The 19736-nt window shown below is 50.8% G+C and carries 22 protein-coding genes; 13 read left to right on the forward strand and 9 right to left on the reverse strand.

Going from position 1 to position 19736, the window contains the following annotated elements:
- Window positions 1-7: 7 nt before the first annotated feature.
- The 6 genes from ACQUQM_RS14920 to ACQUQM_RS14945 form a co-directional block, all read right to left on the reverse strand.
- Window positions 8-250: a BolA family protein gene (locus ACQUQM_RS14920; protein ID WP_432470686.1), complete on the reverse strand. Its 243-nt coding sequence runs from the start codon at window positions 248-250 to the stop codon at window positions 8-10.
- Window positions 251-412: 162 nt separating this feature from the next.
- Window positions 413-712 carry an STAS domain-containing protein gene (locus tag ACQUQM_RS14925; protein ID WP_432470687.1) on the reverse strand — a complete coding sequence of 100 codons (300 nt, stop codon included), beginning with the start codon at window positions 710-712 and terminating at the stop codon, window positions 413-415.
- Window positions 712-1338 carry an MlaC/ttg2D family ABC transporter substrate-binding protein gene (locus ACQUQM_RS14930; RefSeq protein WP_432470688.1) on the reverse strand — a complete coding sequence of 209 codons (627 nt, stop codon included), beginning with the start codon at window positions 1336-1338 and terminating at the stop codon, window positions 712-714. Before ACQUQM_RS14930 ends, ACQUQM_RS14925 begins: the two co-directional genes overlap by 1 nt.
- 12 nt (window positions 1339-1350) lie before the next feature.
- A complete protein-coding gene (gene mlaD, locus ACQUQM_RS14935; RefSeq protein ID WP_432470689.1) occupies window positions 1351-1809 on the reverse strand; it encodes an outer membrane lipid asymmetry maintenance protein MlaD in 459 nt (152 codons plus the stop codon).
- Window positions 1810-1811: 2 nt separating this feature from the next.
- A complete protein-coding gene (gene mlaE, locus ACQUQM_RS14940; RefSeq protein ID WP_432470690.1) occupies window positions 1812-2594 on the reverse strand; it encodes a lipid asymmetry maintenance ABC transporter permease subunit MlaE in 783 nt (260 codons plus the stop codon).
- Window positions 2595-2597: 3 nt separating this feature from the next.
- The gene (locus ACQUQM_RS14945; protein ID WP_432470691.1) at window positions 2598-3407 is read right to left on the reverse strand and encodes an ATP-binding cassette domain-containing protein; all 810 of its coding nucleotides are present in this window, start codon (window positions 3405-3407) and stop codon (window positions 2598-2600) included.
- Between the two features lie 253 nt (window positions 3408-3660).
- Here ACQUQM_RS14945 and ACQUQM_RS14950 point away from each other — a divergent pair, with 253 nt between their 5' ends.
- The 13 genes from ACQUQM_RS14950 to yjgA all read left to right on the forward strand — a co-directional run bounded on the left by ACQUQM_RS14950 (window position 3661) and on the right by yjgA (window position 13618).
- Window positions 3661-4614 carry a calcium/sodium antiporter gene (locus ACQUQM_RS14950; protein WP_432470692.1) on the forward strand — a complete coding sequence of 318 codons (954 nt, stop codon included), beginning with the start codon at window positions 3661-3663 and terminating at the stop codon, window positions 4612-4614.
- Between the two features lie 35 nt (window positions 4615-4649).
- The gene (locus ACQUQM_RS14955) at window positions 4650-5624 is read left to right on the forward strand and encodes a KpsF/GutQ family sugar-phosphate isomerase (protein WP_432470693.1); all 975 of its coding nucleotides are present in this window, start codon (window positions 4650-4652) and stop codon (window positions 5622-5624) included.
- Window positions 5624-6184 (forward strand): KdsC family phosphatase, encoded by a 561-nt coding sequence (locus ACQUQM_RS14960; RefSeq protein ID WP_432470694.1) that lies wholly within the window; start codon window positions 5624-5626, stop codon window positions 6182-6184. Before ACQUQM_RS14955 ends, ACQUQM_RS14960 begins: the two co-directional genes overlap by 1 nt.
- On the forward strand, window positions 6185-6754 hold the full coding sequence (gene lptC, locus ACQUQM_RS14965; RefSeq protein ID WP_432470695.1) for an LPS export ABC transporter periplasmic protein LptC: 570 nt from the start codon (window positions 6185-6187) through the stop codon (window positions 6752-6754).
- Window positions 6744-7337, forward strand: a complete 594-nt coding sequence (lptA, locus tag ACQUQM_RS14970) for a lipopolysaccharide transport periplasmic protein LptA (protein WP_432470696.1) — start codon at window positions 6744-6746, stop codon at window positions 7335-7337. The genes lptC and lptA overlap by 11 nt, the downstream gene beginning before the upstream one ends.
- A complete protein-coding gene (gene lptB, locus ACQUQM_RS14975) occupies window positions 7334-8059 on the forward strand; it encodes an LPS export ABC transporter ATP-binding protein (protein WP_432470697.1) in 726 nt (241 codons plus the stop codon). Before lptA ends, lptB begins: the two co-directional genes overlap by 4 nt.
- A 40-nt stretch (window positions 8060-8099) precedes the next feature.
- Window positions 8100-9593 (forward strand): RNA polymerase factor sigma-54, encoded by a 1494-nt coding sequence (locus tag ACQUQM_RS14980; RefSeq protein ID WP_432470698.1) that lies wholly within the window; start codon window positions 8100-8102, stop codon window positions 9591-9593.
- Window positions 9594-9651: 58 nt separating this feature from the next.
- The gene (gene hpf, locus ACQUQM_RS14985) at window positions 9652-9942 is read left to right on the forward strand and encodes a ribosome hibernation-promoting factor, HPF/YfiA family (protein ID WP_432470699.1); all 291 of its coding nucleotides are present in this window, start codon (window positions 9652-9654) and stop codon (window positions 9940-9942) included.
- A 15-nt stretch (window positions 9943-9957) separates the two neighbouring features.
- Window positions 9958-10416, forward strand: a complete 459-nt coding sequence (gene ptsN / locus ACQUQM_RS14990; RefSeq protein ID WP_432470700.1) for a PTS IIA-like nitrogen regulatory protein PtsN — start codon at window positions 9958-9960, stop codon at window positions 10414-10416.
- A 5-nt stretch (window positions 10417-10421) separates the two neighbouring features.
- Window positions 10422-11279: an RNase adapter RapZ gene (gene rapZ / locus ACQUQM_RS14995; RefSeq protein ID WP_432470701.1), complete on the forward strand. Its 858-nt coding sequence runs from the start codon at window positions 10422-10424 to the stop codon at window positions 11277-11279.
- A 25-nt stretch (window positions 11280-11304) separates the two neighbouring features.
- On the forward strand, window positions 11305-11574 hold the full coding sequence (locus ACQUQM_RS15000; protein WP_432470702.1) for an HPr family phosphocarrier protein: 270 nt from the start codon (window positions 11305-11307) through the stop codon (window positions 11572-11574).
- 140 nt (window positions 11575-11714) lie between these two features.
- On the forward strand, window positions 11715-13064 hold the full coding sequence (gene mgtE / locus ACQUQM_RS15005; RefSeq protein ID WP_432470703.1) for a magnesium transporter: 1350 nt from the start codon (window positions 11715-11717) through the stop codon (window positions 13062-13064).
- A gap of 26 nt (window positions 13065-13090) precedes the next feature.
- Window positions 13091-13618 (forward strand): ribosome biogenesis factor YjgA, encoded by a 528-nt coding sequence (gene yjgA, locus ACQUQM_RS15010; protein ID WP_432470704.1) that lies wholly within the window; start codon window positions 13091-13093, stop codon window positions 13616-13618.
- A 125-nt stretch (window positions 13619-13743) separates the two neighbouring features.
- On the opposite strand, the gene ACQUQM_RS15015 is transcribed toward yjgA, so the two are convergent.
- The 3 genes from ACQUQM_RS15015 to ACQUQM_RS15025 are packed head-to-tail and all read right to left on the reverse strand — an operon-like array spanning window position 13744 to window position 19724.
- Window positions 13744-17607, reverse strand: coding sequence for a YhdP family protein (locus ACQUQM_RS15015; protein ID WP_432470705.1), 3864 nt, complete (start codon window positions 17605-17607; stop codon window positions 13744-13746).
- Between the two features lie 2 nt (window positions 17608-17609).
- Window positions 17610-19082, reverse strand: a complete 1473-nt coding sequence (rng, locus tag ACQUQM_RS15020) for a ribonuclease G (RefSeq protein ID WP_432470706.1) — start codon at window positions 19080-19082, stop codon at window positions 17610-17612.
- 9 nt (window positions 19083-19091) lie between these two features.
- A complete protein-coding gene (locus tag ACQUQM_RS15025) occupies window positions 19092-19724 on the reverse strand; it encodes a Maf family protein (RefSeq protein WP_432470707.1) in 633 nt (210 codons plus the stop codon).
- Window positions 19725-19736 lie beyond the last annotated feature (12 nt).

The following is a 19736-nucleotide window of genomic DNA, read 5'->3' on the forward strand; positions in this document are numbered from 1 at the left end:
CCTGAAATCAGTTTTGCTGCTCAGCCCACTGAGCACGCGTGAAGGTCTTGATCGTCAGAGCATGGATACTGCCATCAGCAATCTGGTCTGACAGGCATTGATAAACCACCTGCTGCTTTTTGACCGGACGCAGGCCTTCAAACAGATCGCCGACGACGGTGACCTGAAAGTTGCAACCTTCACCTTCCGGGTAAACATCACAACCATCCAGCTTGGATTCCAGAATCTGCTTCACTTCTTCAATTTGCATGCAAGATACCGATAAAATTGGGGAAAATAGTAAACCGGAAATGATATCCGATTATCAAAAAAAAGGCGATATTTAGGTCTGTTCCGGGCTAATTTAGTTGCGCTGATTAAAATGACGGATTATTGAAACCAGCTGCAATTAACTGCATACAACCGTATATAACTACAGCAACAAACTACTCTTTTCTAAGCCGACCAGCTGAGCAATCGACTTCAGTTCCGCAGGAACATTTTTCACTTCAAGCTTAATCCCAACAGCGTCTGCTTTGCGTTCGAAACAAAGCCACAATGACAAAGCCGAGCTATCCAGCCGGGTAACGCCTGCAAAGTCGATACACAGCGCCCCCTGAGCAGTGGCAATTGACCGCTCAACACTATCACGTACCGCCGTAATCGTACTGAACACCAGCTCGCCCTCAAGTAGAATTGAACCCGGCTTCGCTTGTACTGCGAAGGCACCCATCAGGCACCCTCTTCCTTAGCATCAGTGGATACCAGTGCTTCCCAGTCGCTAATTACCTGGCCGACATTACCTTTAGTACGGGAGACCATATCGGCAAACTGGTTCTTAAAATTCAGGCGCAGGTTAATACCATCCACCAGCACGTTAACCAGCTTCCAGCTCTCGTCCTGCTTCAGCATGTAATATACCAGCGTGTATTTCGTGCCATTGCCAGAATATACATAGACACTGACAATCTGCTTATTTGGCTTCGGGCTTGGTTTACCCTGCGGAGCCATTTCGTAACGTACTATGCCAAAACCTGACAATGATTTGGCATAGGTTCTGATCAGAGTATTCTTAAATGCCCTGCTAAAGGTCTGCTGCTGTTCTGCAGAAGCCTTACGGTAATACTTACCCATCACCCGCTTGGAGATATATGGAAAATCCACTACCGGATTCAAAATCGATTCTATCTCAGCCATCAGCGGATCGACTTCCTGATACGCTGGATCATCAAGAATCCCCATTAACTGTGATGACGCCTGGTCAACAGTCGCCTGAGCTTCCTGCCAGGACGCCTGCACTGCAGTCAGGGGAGCCAGACCTATAACGCATAGCAATGCGATTGCCAGTCTTTGTAACATGTTCATCTTCTTTTACTCGGTAGCCTGGTTAAACAAGAACTTACCAATCAACTCTTCAAGCACCAGAGCTGACTGGGTGTCTTCAATATAATCGCCATTCCCTAGCATCTCGTCATCAGCACCCGTAGTGATACCGACATACTTTTCCCCCAGCAACCCTGCCGTAAGGATTGACGCTGAACTATCCAGCGTCAGGTAGTCAACATTATCCTGAATTTCCATCTCAACCAGCGCCATCAGCTGGTCTTTATCCAGCGTAATCGACGTAACTTGCCCTATATGTACCCCGGCCATAGTCACTTTAGAGCGCGCAGTCAGGCCACCAATATTCTCAAACAGTGCATATACTTTGTATGATGCTGTCTGTTGCGACAGATTCATTCCACTGACATTTAAAGCCAGCACAGCCAACGCCAAAGCGGCCGCCAACATAAATACACCCACTCCCAGTTCCAGTCCCCGGATACGCATGCTTAAAAATCTCCAAACATCAAAGCAGTCAAAATAAAATCAAGCCCCAGTACAGCCAGCGAAGAGTAAACTACCGTTTTAGTCGTCGCCTGACTGATTCCCTCAGAGGTAGGAACCGCATCGTAACCCTGAAAAATAGCAATCCAGGTCACTACAAAACCAAAAACCTGAGCTTTTATCAGGCCATTTACCACATCTTCTGAAAAATCAACGGAGTTCTGCATATTAGACCAGAACGACCCTTCGTAGATACCAAGCCAGTCAACACCTATCAGCATGGCTCCCCAGATCCCCACTGCACTGAAAATCATCGACAGCAGTGGCAAACTGATAAAACCTGCCCAGAAGCGGGGTGCAATAATGCGCCGCAACGGATCAACACCAATCATCTCCATACTCGACAGCTGTTCCGTCGCCTTCATAAGACCGATCTCAGCAGTCAGCGCCGAGCCGGCCCGACCAGCGAACAACAATGCAGCAACCACCGGAGACAGTTCACGCACCAGACTCAGGGCAACCATCTGCCCCACTGCCTGTTCAGAACCATAATCCACCAGAATGGTATAGCCCTGCAGGCCCAGCACCATACCTATAAACAACCCGGAAACAACAATAATAACCAGCGATAACACGCCGACAAAGTACAACTGTTTAATCAATAACGGAAACGACTCTGCAGGCGTCGGTCGGGCTATAATCGCCTGCATCAAAATCTGTCCGGAGCGCCCTAAAGCTGACAGTTTATGGACGCCAATACGACCAAATGTCTGAATCTGTTGCAACATAATTTACTGCCCCTTCATCAATTCAGACTGATAGTCATCAGCAGGAAAATGAAACGGTACAGGTCCATCGGGCAATCCTTCCATAAACTGTTTAACCTGCGAAGAAACGACCTGCCGTAATTCCTCCGGTGTCCCCTGGGCAATGACTTTAGAATCCGCGACCAGGTAAATGTAGTCAGCAATGCCAAGCGTTTCCTGAATATCGTGAGAGACAATAATACTGGTATGCCCCAGCGCCTGATTAAGTCGACGGATCAGATTCACCAGCACCCCCATTGCGATCGGATCCTGACCGGTAAAAGGTTCGTCATACATAACCAGATCCGGATCCAGCGCTATCGCTCTGGCCAGGGCAACCCGGCGCGCCATGCCCCCAGACAGCTCACTGGGCATCAATTTATACGCCCCACGCAAACCTACCGCCTGTAGCTTCATCAATACTACATCGCGAACCATATCCTCCGGCAGATCGGTATGCACCCGCAACGGAAATGCGACGTTTTCAAACACCGACATATCGGTAAACAGGGCACCACTCTGGAACAGCATGCCCATTTTTTCCCGCGCATCGAAAAGATCTTTACGGTTAAGCTCTGGAATATTATCGCCATCAAGCCATATATCCCCTGAGTCTGGCATCAACTGACCGCCTATCAACTTCAGCAGCGTTGTTTTACCGGTGCCACTAGGTCCCATGATCGCAGTGATTTTACCGCGGGGAATCTGGATATCTACATCCTGAAAAATTGTCCGCTCACTGCGACTGAATGTCAGTTTCTGAATATCTATAATGATATCGTCAAAATGTTTCATTGAAGACTTACTCATCAAGCGAAAGGATGAAAACGGATGATAATCGGACAAAGCCCCCTGCCTTGTCTGCACCAGCTCCCGAATTCCCCTTATTTTCCGGAGATTTACTACTTAGTAACTGAGGCTGTGCACTATAACATTCTCTCTATCAAACGTGAATTAAATCGACACTCGGGCCAGCTTCCTCTTGCACTGACTGGCGATAATTCATTAAATAGGCCTCCGTTTTAATAACAGCTGAATATTACTCTCAATGCTATATCCCATTATTGCTCTACTGATCGGTTTTATTGTCCTGGTTTGGAGTGCCGATCGTTTTGTTATCGGCGCCGCAGGTACCGCCCGGAATTTCGGTATGTCACCGATGTTGATAGGCCTTACTGTCGTATCCTTCGGCACCTCAGCACCGGAGATGCTGGTCTCTGGGATGGCAGCTACAACAGGCGCGGGCAGCCTTGCCGTCGGTAACGCACTTGGTTCTAACATCGCCAACATCGGCCTGGTGCTGGGTGTTACTGCATTGATCGCCCCACTGCCGGTCAGATCAAGCGTGTTAAAAAGAGAAATCCCACTACTTCTGGCTATTACTCTTTTGGCCGGCGGCGTCCTGTACGATCTTTATCTGGGACGGATCGATGCGATAGTTCTGGCACTGTCACTTATCGCTTGCCTGTTCCTGTTTGCCCGATTCCAGAAGAGCGCTTCTGAGCAGGATATCGCAGACGAAACCGAAGAACTTCCCGAGTTGCCGACCGGCCAGGCAATATTCTGGCTGATCTTTGGCCTGGCCCTGCTGGCCGGCAGCTCCAGAGTACTGGTGTGGGGAGCGACTGAAATCGCGACAATTCTTGGCGTCAGTGAACTTATTATCGGACTGACAATCGTAGCTATAGGTACCAGTCTGCCAGAGCTGGCTGCGTCTGTTGCCAGCGCCCTGAAAGGCCATACTGACATCGCCCTGGGTAATATTGTCGGCTCTAACATTTTCAATATTGCTGCGGTGATGGCGGTACCGGGATTCCTCGCTCCAGTAACGCTGGATAGCGTTGTCTTATGGCGAGACTACGGCGTGACTTTTGCGTTAACAGCAGTCCTTGCTATCCTCGCCTTGCTGCAAAAACCACCTCGTATCAGTAAGATAGAGGGCGGCGTGTTAGTCTTGGGATATGCAGCCTATCTCTATCTGCTATACACTATGAGCGTTTAAACCATTTACCAACAGTCTGAGTCTGAATATTACCAATGACCGAACACTTCAATTTTATCGACTCTGCCCGTCGTACTATCAGCCTGGAAAGAGATGCGGTTGATGCCCTGTTACAACAACTGGATGGTGATTTCACCAGGGCCTGCGAACTGTCTCTTAACTGTAGTGGCAGGGTCATCGTCACCGGCATGGGCAAATCCGGACACATTGGTAATAAGATTGCAGCCACTCTGGCTTCGACAGGAACCCCTTCATTCTTTGTTCACCCTGGCGAGGCCAGCCATGGCGATCTGGGCATGATAACCCGCCAAGATGTGGTTATTGCCTTATCTAACTCTGGCGAGACCAGCGAAGTGGTGTCAATTCTGCCACTTATCAAGCGGATGAATGCCCCGCTAATCAGCATTACCGGCAACCCAAAATCAACCTTATCACGCTCTGCCGACGCCAACCTAAATGTCGCGATAGCCGTCGAAGCCTGCCCGCTGGGACTGGCACCGACCTCCAGCACGACTGCCGCACTGGTGATGGGTGATGCACTGGCTATCTCATTGCTGGAAGCCCGTGGTTTCAGCGCCGAAGACTTTGCCTTTTCCCACCCCGGCGGCAGCCTGGGACGACGTCTGTTACTAAAAGTATCCGATATTATGCATACCGGTAACGATATCCCTCAGGTCAGCACTGAAACCAAACTGCATCAGGCCCTTCTGGAAGTGACCCGCAAACGTCTGGGTATGACTGCGGTAATCAACGACAATGGAATCCTCCTGGGTATCTTTACCGATGGCGACCTGCGTCGTACCCTGGATCACGATGTAGATATGAAGAACACTACTATTGCCGAAGTAATGACTACCGACTGCACCACCATCAATGCTGATATGCTGGCGGCAGAGGCCCTGCAGATCATGCAGGACAAACAGATCAACGCCCTGATAGTACTGGATCAGGAACAACGCCCGGTTGGCGCGCTGAACATGCACGACATGCTACAGGCGGGGGTAATCTGATGACCGAACAACAAACTGAACAACTCACCAAACAGATCAGCGAAGAACTACTGCTAAAACTGCAACAGGTACGTCTGGCTGTATTTGATGTTGACGGAGTACTTACCGACGGCCAGCTCAACTTTCTGCCTGACGGTCAGGAAATCAAAAGTTTTAATACCCTGGACGGACTCGGCATCAAGCTGCTGGCACAAGCCGGCATTGAAACCGCAATAATCACCGGACGGCGTTCGCCACAGGTGGAAAAGCGAGCCAAGTCTCTGGGCATCAATTATCTTTATCAGGGCCGGGAAGATAAACTAATCGCACTACAGGAACTCTGGAGTGATACCGGATACAGTGCAAACTCAACCGCCTATATCGGCGATGACCTGCCTGACCTGGCGGCTATTCGCGCTGTTAGTTTCGGCGCAACAGTCAACGGCGGGCACCCTTTTGTCCGCCAGCATGCCGACTGGAGCACCACCAGAATCGCAGGCCAGGGTGCCGGCAGAGAGTTCTGTGAGACGATTCTCGCCGCGCAGGATAAATTGCAGCAACTGTATGATGAGTTCCTGTAGATGCTGACCGGACGCGCCCGACTGGCGACTGCTGCGTTGATCCTCACCCCGGTACTTATCTATCAGGGGCTTGATGATAAATCGCAAAAAAGCAGCGACGTCCCTGAGCCCAGCCCGGCTCATCAACAGTCAGATTTTTATATCATCGACGCCGCGATCGATGATTACAGTGTCACCGGCCAGCTAAAGCAAAAGCTACGCACCAGTCAGCTGGAACACCAGCCTCAGTTACAGCAGGTTTTAACTGTCGAGCCACAATTAACTTTATTTGCCACTGACAGAGAGCCTGTTACATTAAGCAGTCTGTCTGGGGTTATGTCGGACCAGCAAGATATCGTCAACCTGGCGGGCTCTGTCACCATACAGGACCATCCTGATTCACAAGAGGCCAATATAATGACCACTGAATCTTTGATGATTTTTCCAGATAAAGGCTTTGCTGAAACCGATAAAAAAGTAACACTGTCGAACAAGATGGGTAAAACAACCGGAGTGGGTATGAAAACCACTTTTGATACCCGAACCATAGAGTTGCGCTCCCAGGTTAAGGGGATACACAATGTTAACTAACACCATCAACAAACTAGCCCTGCTACTGCTAATGTCAGCTTCGGTACAGGTAATGGCCCTGCCGGACGACCGTAACAAGCCGATCCATGTCAGCGCCGATAGCGCGACCCGCAACGATCAGAGCGGCATCACCTTATATAAAGGCCGTGTCGAGCTGGCCCAGGGTAGCATGCAGATCACCGGCAGCAGCGTCGAAATTCGCCAGAATGACAGTGGTTTACGCGCCATCGTTGCCAAAGGGAAACCCGCCAAATATCAGCAGCAACCTGCGCCAGGTGAGGAGATCACCTACGCATACGGTCAGCGGCTCGAATACAATATCAAGACCCAGAAACTGACAATCACCGGTCAGGCTAAAGTCACCCAGGGTAGCGACACATTCAGCGGCAACAAGATTGTTTACGACATGCGTAAAAGCATTGTCGACGCATTCAGCGACAACAGTTCCAACGGTGAGCGGGTACAGATGGTAATCCAGCCTAAACCGGCGGTACCGGAAACCGAATCTGAGTCCAGCACTGAATCCATTAGTACACCCGAAGCAGAGCAACCAACCGAGACCGGACAAGAGCAGCCTCAATGAGTCGACTGGAAGCGTTAAACCTGGCCAAAAGCTATAAGAGCCGGGCTGTTGTAAAAGATGTTTCACTGTCCATAGAAAGCGGTCAGATCGTTGGCCTTCTGGGTCCCAACGGGGCAGGCAAAACAACCTGTTTTTATATGATCGTCGGCCTGGTTGATGCCGATCAGGGCCGCATCAAAATTGATCATGAAGAGCTGACACATTACCCGATGCACGGCCGTGCCCGCAAAGGCATTGGCTACCTGCCCCAGGAAGCATCTATTTTCCGCAAGCTCAGCGTGCACGACAACATCATGGCCATACTGGAAACCCGCAAGGAACTGAGTCGTCTCGAGCGAAAGCAAAAGCTGGAACAGCTACTGGAAGAATTTCATATCTCCCATCTCAGCAGCAGCCTTGGCATGAGTCTGTCCGGCGGTGAACGGCGACGCGTTGAAATTGCCCGCGCCCTGGCCACCGAACCCACCTTTATACTGCTTGATGAGCCATTTGCCGGTGTCGACCCAATCTCGGTCAGCGATATAAAGCAAACCATCAAGCATCTGCAAAAAAAGGGAATCGGCATTCTCATTACCGATCACAATGTCCGCGAGACTCTGGACATCTGCGAGCAGGCCTATATTGTAAGTGAAGGATATATCCTTGCTCAGGGCTCACCGCAGGATATACTGAACAACCAGCAGGTAAAACAAGCCTATCTTGGCGAACAGTTCCGTCTCTGATAATAATGATCCAGCATTACGGTAAAGTGATCTCTATTTTATGAAGCAAGCGTTACAACTTAAAATCGGTCAGCACCTGACGATGACCCCACAGTTGCAGCAAGCGATCCGCTTGCTCCAGCTATCGACGCTTGATCTGCAGCAGGAGATCCAGGAAGCCCTGGAATCGAACCCGATGCTGGAAGTTACCGAAGAGGAGCACCACGACTCTTCCGAGCAGGAAACGCCTGTGGCGACCAGCGAAGCCGGGGAAGTAGTAGTCAAAACCGAAAGCGAAGAGACCCAGGTTGCCGATAGCGACTGGAATGAAAATATTCCTGAAGAGCTGTCCACAGATAGCTCCTGGGAAGATACCTTCCAGACAGTTTCAACCTCGACCTCAAGCAGCAGCGACTTCTCAGACATGTCAATGGAGTCTAACGATACCTCTGACGAAACCCTGCAGGACCACCTCAGCTGGCAGCTTAACCTGACCCCGATGAGCGATGTCGATCAGCTGATCGCAACCAGCCTGATCGATGGTATCGATGTCGATGGTTACCTTACAGTCACTCTGGAAGCGATTCACGAGCACTTCCTGGCCCAGGATGAAGAACAACTCAACAGTATTGAACTGGATGAGATTGAAGCCGTACTACGCCGTATTCAGCAGTTTGATCCACCTGGCGTTGCCGGGCGCAACCTCGGAGAGTGCCTCAGCATTCAGCTTCAGCAGATGCCGGAAGATACTGAATTCCGACGCGAGGCGATCAAGGTCGTCACTCAGTACATCCATCTGCTTGGTAGCCATGATTACAAGCAACTGATGCGCAAGGCGCGCCTCAAAGAACACCAGCTGCAGCAAGTTATCGAACTGATTCAGACCCTCAACCCAAAACCTGGCGCAATGATCACCAGCAGCCAGTCTGAATACGTTACTCCCGATGTACTGGTGCGTAAAGAACAGGGGGTCTGGCACGTACTGTTAAACCCTGAGGTATCACCCAAGTTACGTATCAATGATGGTTATGCCGGCCTGATCAAGCGTGCCGATAGCAGCCCGGATAATACTTACCTGAAAAACCACCTGCAGGAAGCGCGCTGGTTCATCAAGAGCCTGCATAGCCGCAACGACACCCTGCTAAAAGTTACCCGGGAAATAGTTGCCCGCCAGGAAGGTTTTCTGGAGCATGGCGATGAAGCGATGCGGCCGATGGTATTACACGACATAGCCGATGCCGTAGAGATGCACGAATCGACAATTTCACGGGTTACCACGCAGAAATTCATGCACACCCCGACCGGCATCTATGAGTTGAAATACTTCTTTTCCAGCCACGTCAGCACCGCAAATGGTGGCACCTGTTCATCAACCGCTATCAGGGCACTGATCAAGAAACTTGTCGCAGCAGAAAATCCGGCCAAGCCACTGAGTGATAATAAGATCGCACAGCTGCTGGATGATCAGGGCATAAATGTTGCGCGCCGAACAATCGCAAAATATCGCGAGTCGCTTAGCATTCCGCCTTCTAATGAACGCAAGCGTCTGGTTTAATAATATTATTTAGTGGGAAACGGGCTCAGTCCCGAATATAGACAACTAGGAGATTACCATGCAGATCAATATCACTGGTCACCACGTTGAACTGACTGATTCAATGAGCGAATACGTACACTCTAAATTTGGTAAACTGGAACGTCATTTCGATAACATTACTAATGCACAGGTAACCCTGAGCGTGGAAAAAACCCGCCAGAAAGCCGAAGCTGATGTCCGCGTTGCCGGCGGTCAGCTATTTGCTACCCACGAGCACGACGATATGTACGCAGCAATTGATGGCCTGATCGACAAACTCGACCGTCAGGTAATCAAGCACAAAGAAAAAATGAAAAATCACAAATAGTAGTATCTATCCATAATGTTAATTAATGAACTGCTGTCACCTTCAAGGGCCATCTGCGCCCTCGAAGGCGGTAGTAAAAAACGCACCCTTGAAATTGTCAGCCGACATATTGCCGAACAACAACCGGAAATGACCGCCGATGAAATATTCAGCGGCCTGATCAACCGGGAACGACTCGGCAGTACAGGCATCGGAGAAGGGGTTGCGATCCCCCATTGCCGGCTCAGGGACTGTAACCAGGCACTGGGTATTCTTATTCAACTGGACCAGGCCATAGAGTTCGACGCTATCGATGGTAAACCGGTAGACCTTCTATTTGTTCTGCTGGTGCCGGAAGAAGCATGCGATGAGCATCTGCAAACCCTGGGTAATCTGGCAGAGCTGTTCAGTCAGGAAACATTCCGTGAACGCTTACGCAGCGCTCAATCCAATCGCTCCCTGTACAATGCCGCAGTTGAATTTCAGGCGGGCTGATACTAGTGAAACTAATTGTTATCAGCGGCCGCTCCGGCTCCGGCAAATCCACCGCACTTCAAGCACTTGAGGATGTCGGCTTTTACTGCATCGACAACCTCCCGGCACTGCTGCTTCCGGAGCTGGTCAATCAGATTCTCACCCAGCAGGATCACCCGCCGCAACTGGCAGTAAGCATTGACGCCCGCAACCTGCAGAGTAACCTGCAACGCTTTCCTGAAGTTTTCCTGCAGTTACGACAAAGCGGCAAAGTAAGCTGTGAAATCCTGTTCCTGGATAGCTCAGAAACAACCCTGTTAAAACGCTATAGCGCCACCCGACGCAAACATCCCCTGTCCGATGATCAGCAAGGCCTGCAGGAATCGATCAGTTATGAGCGCAAACTACTGGAGCCCTTAGCTGACCTGGCCGATATCCGTATCGACACCACCCGCATGTCGCTGTACGAGCTTCGCGACAGCATCAAACTCCGGGTTGCCAAACGGCAAGAGCAGGCATTATCAATTCAGGTTGAATCCTTCGGCTTTAAGCATGGTGTACCACTGGATGTAGATTTCACCTATGACGTACGCTGTCTGCCAAACCCATACTGGATACCAGAACTGCGCGGCCATACGGGACAGGAACAGCCGGTCATCGATTTTCTTGATCAACAGACCGAGGTACAGGAGATGCTTGCGGATATCATCGCGTATCTGGAAAAATGGCTGCCCTCCTTCGAGCGTAACAACCGCAGCTACATCACCATTGGCATCGGCTGCACCGGCGGTCAGCACCGTTCGGTCTATATCAGCGAGCGATTGGCTGGCCATTTCCGGACAACTATGGATAATGTGCATATTCGACATCGGGAGCTATCCTGAGCCACAGTAACACCGGAGTCCGACTATGCAGGAAAAGCAGATCACAATTATCAATAAGCTGGGCCTGCACGCCCGTGCTGCGGCCAAACTGATCAACGTAACCAGCCAGTTTTCAGCGGATATCCAGCTCATAAAAGATGGTCGCAAGGTCGACGGCAAGAGCATTATGTCCGTGATGATGTTAGCCGCCAGCAAAGGCACCGATCTGACGGTAACCACCGATGGCGAAGACGAACAACAAGCCCTGATCGCAATTGAAACGCTAATTAATAACCGTTTCGATGAAGAAGAGTAACTTCGCACCTTATTCCTTTAAAAACAATCCGATATAATACCCCAGATAACAGCTCGGTAATGTTGGCGGATCTCGCCAATGGCTGCCCATAGCTTCAGCTACCCATAGTTTCTTAATTGCCTGATCAACTGGGGCTTGATATGACTGTTTCCCACAGCGCTACCGAACTCGACAAGCTGAACATCGCTCTTGAAGAAGGCGCTTTCAAGCAGATCAGTCATACTCTGAATAAAGTCCTGCGCCCGTCAGAAGTCGCCCATCTGATCGAAAAATCTCCACCTAAAGAGCGCCATCTGCTGTGGAGCCTGATACACAAAGATATAGAAGGGGAAGTGCTGCAGGATCTGGGCGACGATGTTCAGGCTGAAATCCTGAGCAAGATGAATACCTCGGAAGTTCTTGCGATCACCGAAACGCTGGAAACCGATGACCTGGCAGACGTAATGCAGCAACTGCCGGAAACGGTGATGCGCGAGCTGCTGCGGTCAATGGATTACCAAAACCGCGAACGCCTGGAAAAGGTCCTCTCCTATCCGGAAGATACCGCCGGTGGCCTGATGAATACGGACACCATCACTATCCGGCCGGATATTACTATTGAAGCGGCACTGCGTTATCTGCGCCGTCACGATGAGCTACCCGAGATGACCGACAGCTTATTTGTTGTCAGCCGCAAAGACTCCTATATCGGCGCTCTGCCCCTGACTAAAATGCTGGTCAGCGACCCGAATATCACCGTGCGGGAGATCATGGTCACCGAAGCCGACGCAATCGCCGCCAATACACCGGACGATAAAGTCGCCCAGCTATTCGAGCAGGAAGACCTGGTATCGGCTCCCGTAGTTGACGAAAACAATAAGCTTCTCGGCCGTATCACCATCGATGACGTGGTCGATGTAATCCGCGAGGATGCCGACCACTCTCTGATGAGCATGGCAGGTCTGGACGAAGACGAAGACACCTTTGCACCAATAATGAAAACCACCCGGCGCCGCGCCGTCTGGCTGGGCGTAAACCTGATAACAGCATTCATAGCCTCTGCCGTGATCGGACTGTTTGAAGACACAATTGAAAAAGTGGTGGCGTTGGCAGTATTGATGCCAATCGTTGCGAGCATGGGCGGTATTGCCGGTAGCCAGGTCCTTACCCTGATGATCCGTGGTCAGGCACTGGGGCATGTAGAACGCTCCAATGCCGGCTGGCTGCTCAATCGAGAACTTATCGTTGGCGCACTCAACGGTGTGATCTGGGCATTAGTCGTGGCGGTAATCGCGGTATTGTGGTTTCAGGACACAACCATCGGCGTTATCATCGCCTGCGCTATAATTATTAATCTGGTGGCCGCTGCGCTGGCAGGTACTCTATTACCAATAATATTAAAAGTCTGGGGTATCGATCCCGCACTAGCCGGTAGTGTATTATTGACCACCATTACCGACGTGGTCGGATTTTTTGCCTTTCTCGGATTGGCAACCTTCTTTTACAGTTAAGCTGGTTTTACAGCCAAGAGAGCAACATGAGCGATAAAGATTTTAATCCCGAGCACGAATCTGATGAAGACTGGGTATCTAAATCCCAGAAGAAGCGGGAGATGGACGAACGACAGGCATTGGGAGCCAAGCTACCTGCACTCAATCCGGAGCAACTGGCCAAAGTGCCAATGAGCCCGACACTGATGAGCGCGGTAAAAGAAGCCCAGCGCCTTCAGCCCCGCTCTGAAGCAACCCGCCGCCAGCTTCAATATATCGGGCGACTGATGCGTGACGAAGATATGGAAGTGATCCAGAATGCGATCGAACGCTTCGAAGCAGGCAAACAGGCCCACGCTCAGATATTCCATAAACTGGAGCGCTGGCGCGACCGTCTGATCCAGGGTAACAACTCAGATTTGCAGGCCTATCTGGAAGAAGACCCCGATGCCGATATTCAACACCTACGCCAACTACTGCGTAATGCACAGAAAGAAGCCAAACTGGATAAACCGCCAGCCGCTTCACGCAAGCTGTTCAAGTACCTGAGAGAACGTGCAGAAGCCCGGCTCTGATCAGCCAGCCCTGATTTGAAAGAATCAAATTCAGGGCTACTTAAAACTACCAGGACTATTTGTTGTAAATCTCGCTCAAGGCTGTTTTTTGACAAGCACGCTCAGGGCTGTTTTTAAAACCCCGCTCAGGGCTGCTTCCCAGAGGGCTGTTCAGCCCGCTCCTGAATCAACTCGACTTTCGGATCACTCCAGTCACCACTCATCTGATAACTCACTGTAGCGATCTCTTTCTTCACTTTGTCGCCGATCAGCTTATCCAGCAGGAAAGCAACACCAGCCACCTGAGGCGCGCCTAACAGCACCGCAGCCAAGGGTAAATTATCAGTAACCGGTAGCGTGACGGCCATCTGCTTATTGACCGTTTCCGCAACCAGATCCAGCTCTCCGGTCATCGCCATATCCACAGAAGGGCCGCGTAAAATAAACGCATCCTTAGTCCGGGCAACACCCTGCTCAATCAGGTAATCGCCGGTCATCCGATCAAAGCTAACCCCTTTAGCAAACAGGTCTGCAAAATCCAGCCTCAGGCGGCGGCCAATCGCATTCAGGTTAAGGATGCCGAAGACGCGCAGAAAACCAGTCGACCCAGCCTCAATCAAGCGCCCATCTTCGGCGTGGAAGCGTGCCGAGCCATGGCTAGCTGCCAGATCATACTGCCAGGGTGCTCCAGGCCAGTTCAGCTTAAGATCCGCATTAAAGACCTCTGTTTCCAGCACCTTGTCAAAACCCGCGCTTTGCAGACTGCGGCCAAGATTTTGTGCATCGACCCGTAGCACCAACTGTGATTTTGATGGCGAGCCCGGCTGCCAATCCAGCTGCCCTTTAGCCTTGAGCTGATCCATCTGCCCCTGAATATCGCGTATAACTGTATGCTGTTCACTATTTCGGACCTTGAATGACCAACTTCCCCAGCGCTTATCTTTTAGAATAAGATTAGCGATACTGATATCAAAGTCCGACAGACTTCCAGGTTCCGGAGCTTTAATATCCGGCTTATCAGCGAGGCTTGCCGTTTCAATCTTGCTGGCCATAATCCGGTCCAGATTAAGATCACCCAGCTCTACCTGGTACGGCATCTGCGAATTCACTGGAAACCTGATCAGCGCATCACTATCAACATTAGACAATCTGAGCTGCCATCCCTGATTCCGCTCCAACCGGGCATGCACACCGGTCAGAGAGAAAGCCTCATACTCGAACTCTCCAATTTTCAGATCGACCAAAACATCGAGAGCATCGATAGTTGAAGCTGGCTGGCTGGATGCTTTTTCCGCCAGCAAGCCCGAAGCGTCGAGAAAACGACTCAGGCGGCCATAATTAACCAGACCGAGATCACCTTTAATCAGCAAACCTTGTGTCTCTGATAGTTTTGGCTGCCCCCCCCCCAGCGTGAGAACACCCCGGCTCAACTTTCCTTTACGCAGTTCCAGCACTGCACGTAGCGTATCGTCTAAAGTCAGGTGAAAACGTTGCTGCTCGCCAAAGTCCGTTGCCAACTTAAACGCCACAGGCACGCCTTTCTTTTTGTCATACGGCGGCAGCAACGCCAGAGAGGTCGCCGCCAGATCAGAGCTTATCCTGAGCCCGGAACAATCACCTGAAGTACAGATATCCAGTACTGCCTGGTATGGCTGCACACCATCTGCGAGGCGCAGCAAATCGATTCCGGACCAGCTTTGCAGCCGACTCATCGCGACCGTAGAGTTTAGAGTAGTGCGAATGCGCTCGCCTGATTTAACCGCAGAAGAGGCAATTTTGGCATTAAAGGGGTGCCCGAAAAACTGACCTTTAAGTTTTTCAGCATACAGCCCGGAGCCGGTTTTATAACCAATCCGGCCCACCATTTCAGACAATTCAAGATCACGCTTATCCGACTGGAGCGTACCGCCACTAAGGTCCGACGTCAGATCAACCTTAACAATTGGTTTCGCAGTCAGTGGAATAGATAATCCAAGTTTAGTATGCGCCGCGCCGGACAAACGCCAGTTGGCCAGCTCGGATCCGGTATCTTTTAGCAATGGACTGTGCAGTAAAGCCTGCTGCACATCAGCTGCATCGCCAGATGTATCAGCGAGTACGACTAAATGCTGGGATCCGGGCGGCAGGTACACCCAGGCATACCCCAGATCACTGTTTAAAACCCGCCCCTTGCGGACGTCAACTTCGAAACCACCGTCACGCATCAGAAAGCTGGCCTGCGCCCCGGTTACGGCAGGCCAGCCATCCTGATAGGCCACATTTGCATCTGCGATATCCAGAAACAGCTGTACTACAGGCGACTGACGATCTTCAATTCTGCGGGTACCGGTACGCAGCATGAAGCCGCCCTGATTGATATGCCCCTTCTTGACCGCTTTACTCACCCAGCGTTTAATCGCCGGTGATACCACATGATCAGGTATCAGCTCCGGCGCCAAACTGCCGTCAGATCCCTTCAGACCGATCAACAAAGTCAGCTCACTTTGATTTTCCCGCTGCAGGGGAAGATGCAAGCTCCAGCGTCCGGCAGCATTGATTCCCGCTTTTTGCAGTTCTAACATCTCACTGCGCAGGGTCAGTACTTTATCCACCAGCGACAGATGAATAACGCCCTGGGCGGCATCATACTGCCAACCCTGCTCGAATACGTCAGGGAAAAACAACCCCAGCCCCTGACTTTGTAAGTCAATACGACCCACCAGACCAGCATCGCCATTATCAAGCTCAAGCCGGCCAGTAACACCGCTCATCTCCGGCGCACCGTACGCCGCTGCAAACTGTACTTTGTCCAGGTCGGAGCGCAAACTAAACCGGCTTACATCGAACTCAGAATCAGTTACCGGCCAGCTCAGCATCAAATTACTTACGCTACCTGCGAGCTGCAGCTTGTCCAATACTGATTTAACAGTATCCGGCACCAGCGACTGACTTTGTAGCCAGTTATCCAGCTCAGTCAACTCAATCCCATTCAGGGCCACAGAGCTTAACCGTCCCTGTTGGTGATCGATCACTACTTCCGGCAACACCAGCGGTGCCTGATTGACTACTGCAGCCAGCTCGCGCAACTGTACCTGATAATCGCCCGGACTTGGCTGCAGCAACACGAAACCCGTACTGAAATCATTTACTTGCAACGACAGGTCGGGCTTTTCCAGCTGCATCAGATCCATATCCAGCGAGCCCTGCACGCTGGCCAGCCGCCCCCCAGACCAGCGCCCCCAAAGCTCACTGCCCAGCTGGAATTGCGTTAACTCCGGCGGAACTGGAAGCAGCTCCCGCGCTAACTCCAGTACTTCGCTATCCAGCCCGGCCAGCTTGAGATAGAAGTCGAAATTCGCTGCTGCGGGATTCAGCGCCGCGCCATCGGATTCGACCATCAAAGTTAACGCAGACTGTTTATCCAGATACTCCAACAACAACTCACCACGAAAATGATGCTGTGAAGAACTGTTTTCCACATTTAAACGGGAACTGGTAAAACTGACCTGTTTACCGGAGGGTAAGGCCACATTAAAGCGCGTATCGTAGAAAAATATATGCGGCTGCAGCCAAAGTGCAGCCAGTGGATCCCCTACCGGAGCAACATCACCTGCTGCAGCCTTCCGTTCAATCTGGCCGGCATACAACTGCAGTTCAGTGTGCAGGGACCAAACTTCAACCTTGCTCAGTACCGGTTGTAACCGGAGCAGGGAACTGATCGGGTTGATCCCCAGAATTAACTGCTCGGCACTGATCTCATTAATCGATCTGGAATGGTGATCGGCAATTTTTACATTTTGTAATAACAGGGTAGGGAAACGCCCTTCCCAACTTGCCTCAATCGCTCCGATACTGACCGGGGTTCTTAACCGTTCGCTAAGATAAACTTCAATATCCGACCGGTATTCACTGATAGCCGGCAGCAACTGACGCACAATCACCGTTAGCAGGGCTACCAATAAAACCACAAAAACCAGCAGCCAACCCAGCCATCGGTTGAGAGCTCTGAAGTAGCGTGCAGTTAACGACACAACTACTTTAACACCACATCAAACTGTTCCGGGCTATACATCGTTTCAGTCTGAAAACGGATCGTCTTACCGATAAAAGCCTCCAGCTCAGCCACATGGTCAGATGCTTCATCGAGCAGCATATCGACCACCGCCTCCGCAGCCAGTACCAGGTAGCTTTCGGTATCATAGGCTCTGTGCTGGCGCAGGATCTCGCGGAAAATCTCGTAACAGACGGTTTCCGGGGTTTTGATCGAACCGCGCCCCTGGCAGTGTTCACAAGACTCACACAACACATGTTCAAGGCTTTCCCGGGTCCGCTTACGGGTCATTTCAACCAGACCAAGCTCTGATACACCGGTAACCTTACATTTAACATGATCCTTTTCCAGCACCCGCTCCAGCGTTCTCAGCACCTGGCGCTGATGATCTTCATCCACCATATCGATAAAATCGATAATAATAATCCCACCCAGATTACGCAGGCGCAGCTGCCTGCCGATCGCCGTTGCCGCTTCCAGATTGGTTTTAAAAATTGTTTCTTCGAGATTACGATGACCAACATAAGCACCGGTATTAATATCAACCGTGGTCATGGCCTCGGTCTGATCAAAAATCAGATAACCGCCGGATTTCAGCTCAACCTTACGCCCCAGCGCTTTCTGTATCTCCTCTTCAATGTTGTAGAGATCAAAAATAGGTCTTTCGCCGGGATAATATTCCAGTACTGTATCGATCTCGGGTACTAAAGCAGAAGCAAAATCGATCGATTTCTGAAACGTCTCTTTTGAATCAATACGGATACGCTCAATTCCAGAATGAGCCATATCACGCAGCGCACGCATATTCAGGGGCAGATCTTCATAGATACAGGAAGGTGCTGAAAGGGATTTAATCTTTTCTTCTATCGTATCCCATAAGCGGCACAGGAACTGCACATCCTGGGACAGCTCGGCTTCGCAGACACCTTCAGAAACGGTACGCAGAATGAAGCCACCGGTTGTTTCACGATCAAGACCGGCAACCACCGCCTCCACCAATCCACGCAAACGATCACGTTCGTCGGCATCTTCAATACGCTGGGATATTCCAATATGCTCATTGCCCGACATATACACCAGATAGCGGGAAGGGATTGAAAGATGGGTGGTCAGGCGAGCACCTTTGGTACCGATAGGGTCTTTTGTCACCTGCACCACCAGTGACTGACCTTCACGCAACAAACGATTAATTGCCAGGGTGCCCTTTCCGTTTGCCGCAAAGTCATCAGGCAAAGGTAACTCATCAACATGAATGAACGCCGCCCGCTCCAACCCAATATCGACGAATGCGGCCTGCATTCCGGGCAATACCCGTACCACTTTTCCTTTATATATATTACCGACAATACCCCGCCGTTCGGCACGTTCAATATAGATCTCCTGCGGCATGCCGTTTTCAATCACAGCAACCCGGGTTTCCATAGGGGTAAAGTTAATCAGAATCTCTTCGCTCATTGCCTGTCCTTATTCTGTAGACTGTTGCCAGATAGCAATATCAAACTTTTCCAGAAGTTCTGCGGTTTCAGTCAGAGGCAAACCTACAACGGAGGAATAACTGCCTTCAATACCAGCAACAAAGACCGCACCTAATCCTTGAATTCCATAGCTTCCAGCCTTATCCCTGGGCTCGCCACTGTCCCAATATTGTTCACACAAAGCACGCGGCAATTCACGGAAACGGACCAGAGTTGAGACTACAATCGATTCAATTTGTTCCCGATCGGCGACCGCCACCGCAGTCAAAACATGATGTTCATCACCTGAAAGTCGTTGCAACATGGCGATACTTTCTGCACGGTCTGCAGGCTTACCCATAACGATACCCTGGTGTACCACTACTGTATCCGATCCCAGCACGACCTTGTCAATAAAAGAACAAGTTGCAGAAGTCTGCTTAGTGGAAATATTTCCAGCTGAGAGTTTATTAACGGCAGCCTGCACTTTCTCACGGGCCATCCGCTCAACGAATTCAGTAGCAGACTCATTCTCAGTCTTAATCTCAGCGATATCCACCGGCAACACTTCACAGTTAACACCGATCTGAGACAGTAACTCGCGCCGCCGCGGTGACGCTGAAGCCAAAACTAATTCTGCCATCCGATAACCTCC

Source organism: Amphritea sp. HPY, from assembly GCF_050870985.1.
In the GTDB taxonomy this organism is placed as follows: Bacteria; Pseudomonadota; Gammaproteobacteria; order Pseudomonadales; family Balneatricaceae; genus Amphritea.

Coding starts and splice junctions, on each gene's coding strand:
- ACQUQM_RS14920 (WP_432470686.1), bottom strand. CDS start 250: ATGCAAATTGAAGAAGTGAAGCAGATTCTGGAATCCAAGCTGGATGGT.
- ACQUQM_RS14925 (WP_432470687.1), bottom strand. CDS start 712: ATGGGTGCCTTCGCAGTACAAGCGAAGCCGGGTTCAATTCTACTTGAG.
- ACQUQM_RS14930 (WP_432470688.1), bottom strand. CDS start 1,338: ATGTTACAAAGACTGGCAATCGCATTGCTATGCGTTATAGGTCTGGCT.
- mlaD (WP_432470689.1), bottom strand. CDS start 1,809: ATGCGTATCCGGGGACTGGAACTGGGAGTGGGTGTATTTATGTTGGCG.
- mlaE (WP_432470690.1), bottom strand. CDS start 2,594: ATGTTGCAACAGATTCAGACATTTGGTCGTATTGGCGTCCATAAACTG.
- ACQUQM_RS14945 (WP_432470691.1), bottom strand. CDS start 3,407: ATGAAACATTTTGACGATATCATTATAGATATTCAGAAACTGACATTC.
- ACQUQM_RS14950 (WP_432470692.1), top strand. CDS start 3,661: ATGCTATATCCCATTATTGCTCTACTGATCGGTTTTATTGTCCTGGTT.
- ACQUQM_RS14955 (WP_432470693.1), top strand. CDS start 4,650: ATGACCGAACACTTCAATTTTATCGACTCTGCCCGTCGTACTATCAGC.
- ACQUQM_RS14960 (WP_432470694.1), top strand. CDS start 5,624: ATGACCGAACAACAAACTGAACAACTCACCAAACAGATCAGCGAAGAA.
- lptC (WP_432470695.1), top strand. CDS start 6,185: ATGCTGACCGGACGCGCCCGACTGGCGACTGCTGCGTTGATCCTCACC.
- lptA (WP_432470696.1), top strand. CDS start 6,744: ATGTTAACTAACACCATCAACAAACTAGCCCTGCTACTGCTAATGTCA.
- lptB (WP_432470697.1), top strand. CDS start 7,334: ATGAGTCGACTGGAAGCGTTAAACCTGGCCAAAAGCTATAAGAGCCGG.
- ACQUQM_RS14980 (WP_432470698.1), top strand. CDS start 8,100: ATGAAGCAAGCGTTACAACTTAAAATCGGTCAGCACCTGACGATGACC.
- hpf (WP_432470699.1), top strand. CDS start 9,652: ATGCAGATCAATATCACTGGTCACCACGTTGAACTGACTGATTCAATG.
- ptsN (WP_432470700.1), top strand. CDS start 9,958: ATGTTAATTAATGAACTGCTGTCACCTTCAAGGGCCATCTGCGCCCTC.
- ACQUQM_RS15000 (WP_432470702.1), top strand. CDS start 11,305: ATGCAGGAAAAGCAGATCACAATTATCAATAAGCTGGGCCTGCACGCC.
- mgtE (WP_432470703.1), top strand. CDS start 11,715: ATGACTGTTTCCCACAGCGCTACCGAACTCGACAAGCTGAACATCGCT.
- yjgA (WP_432470704.1), top strand. CDS start 13,091: ATGAGCGATAAAGATTTTAATCCCGAGCACGAATCTGATGAAGACTGG.
- rng (WP_432470706.1), bottom strand. CDS start 19,082: ATGAGCGAAGAGATTCTGATTAACTTTACCCCTATGGAAACCCGGGTT.
- ACQUQM_RS15025 (WP_432470707.1), bottom strand. CDS start 19,724: ATGGCAGAATTAGTTTTGGCTTCAGCGTCACCGCGGCGGCGCGAGTTA.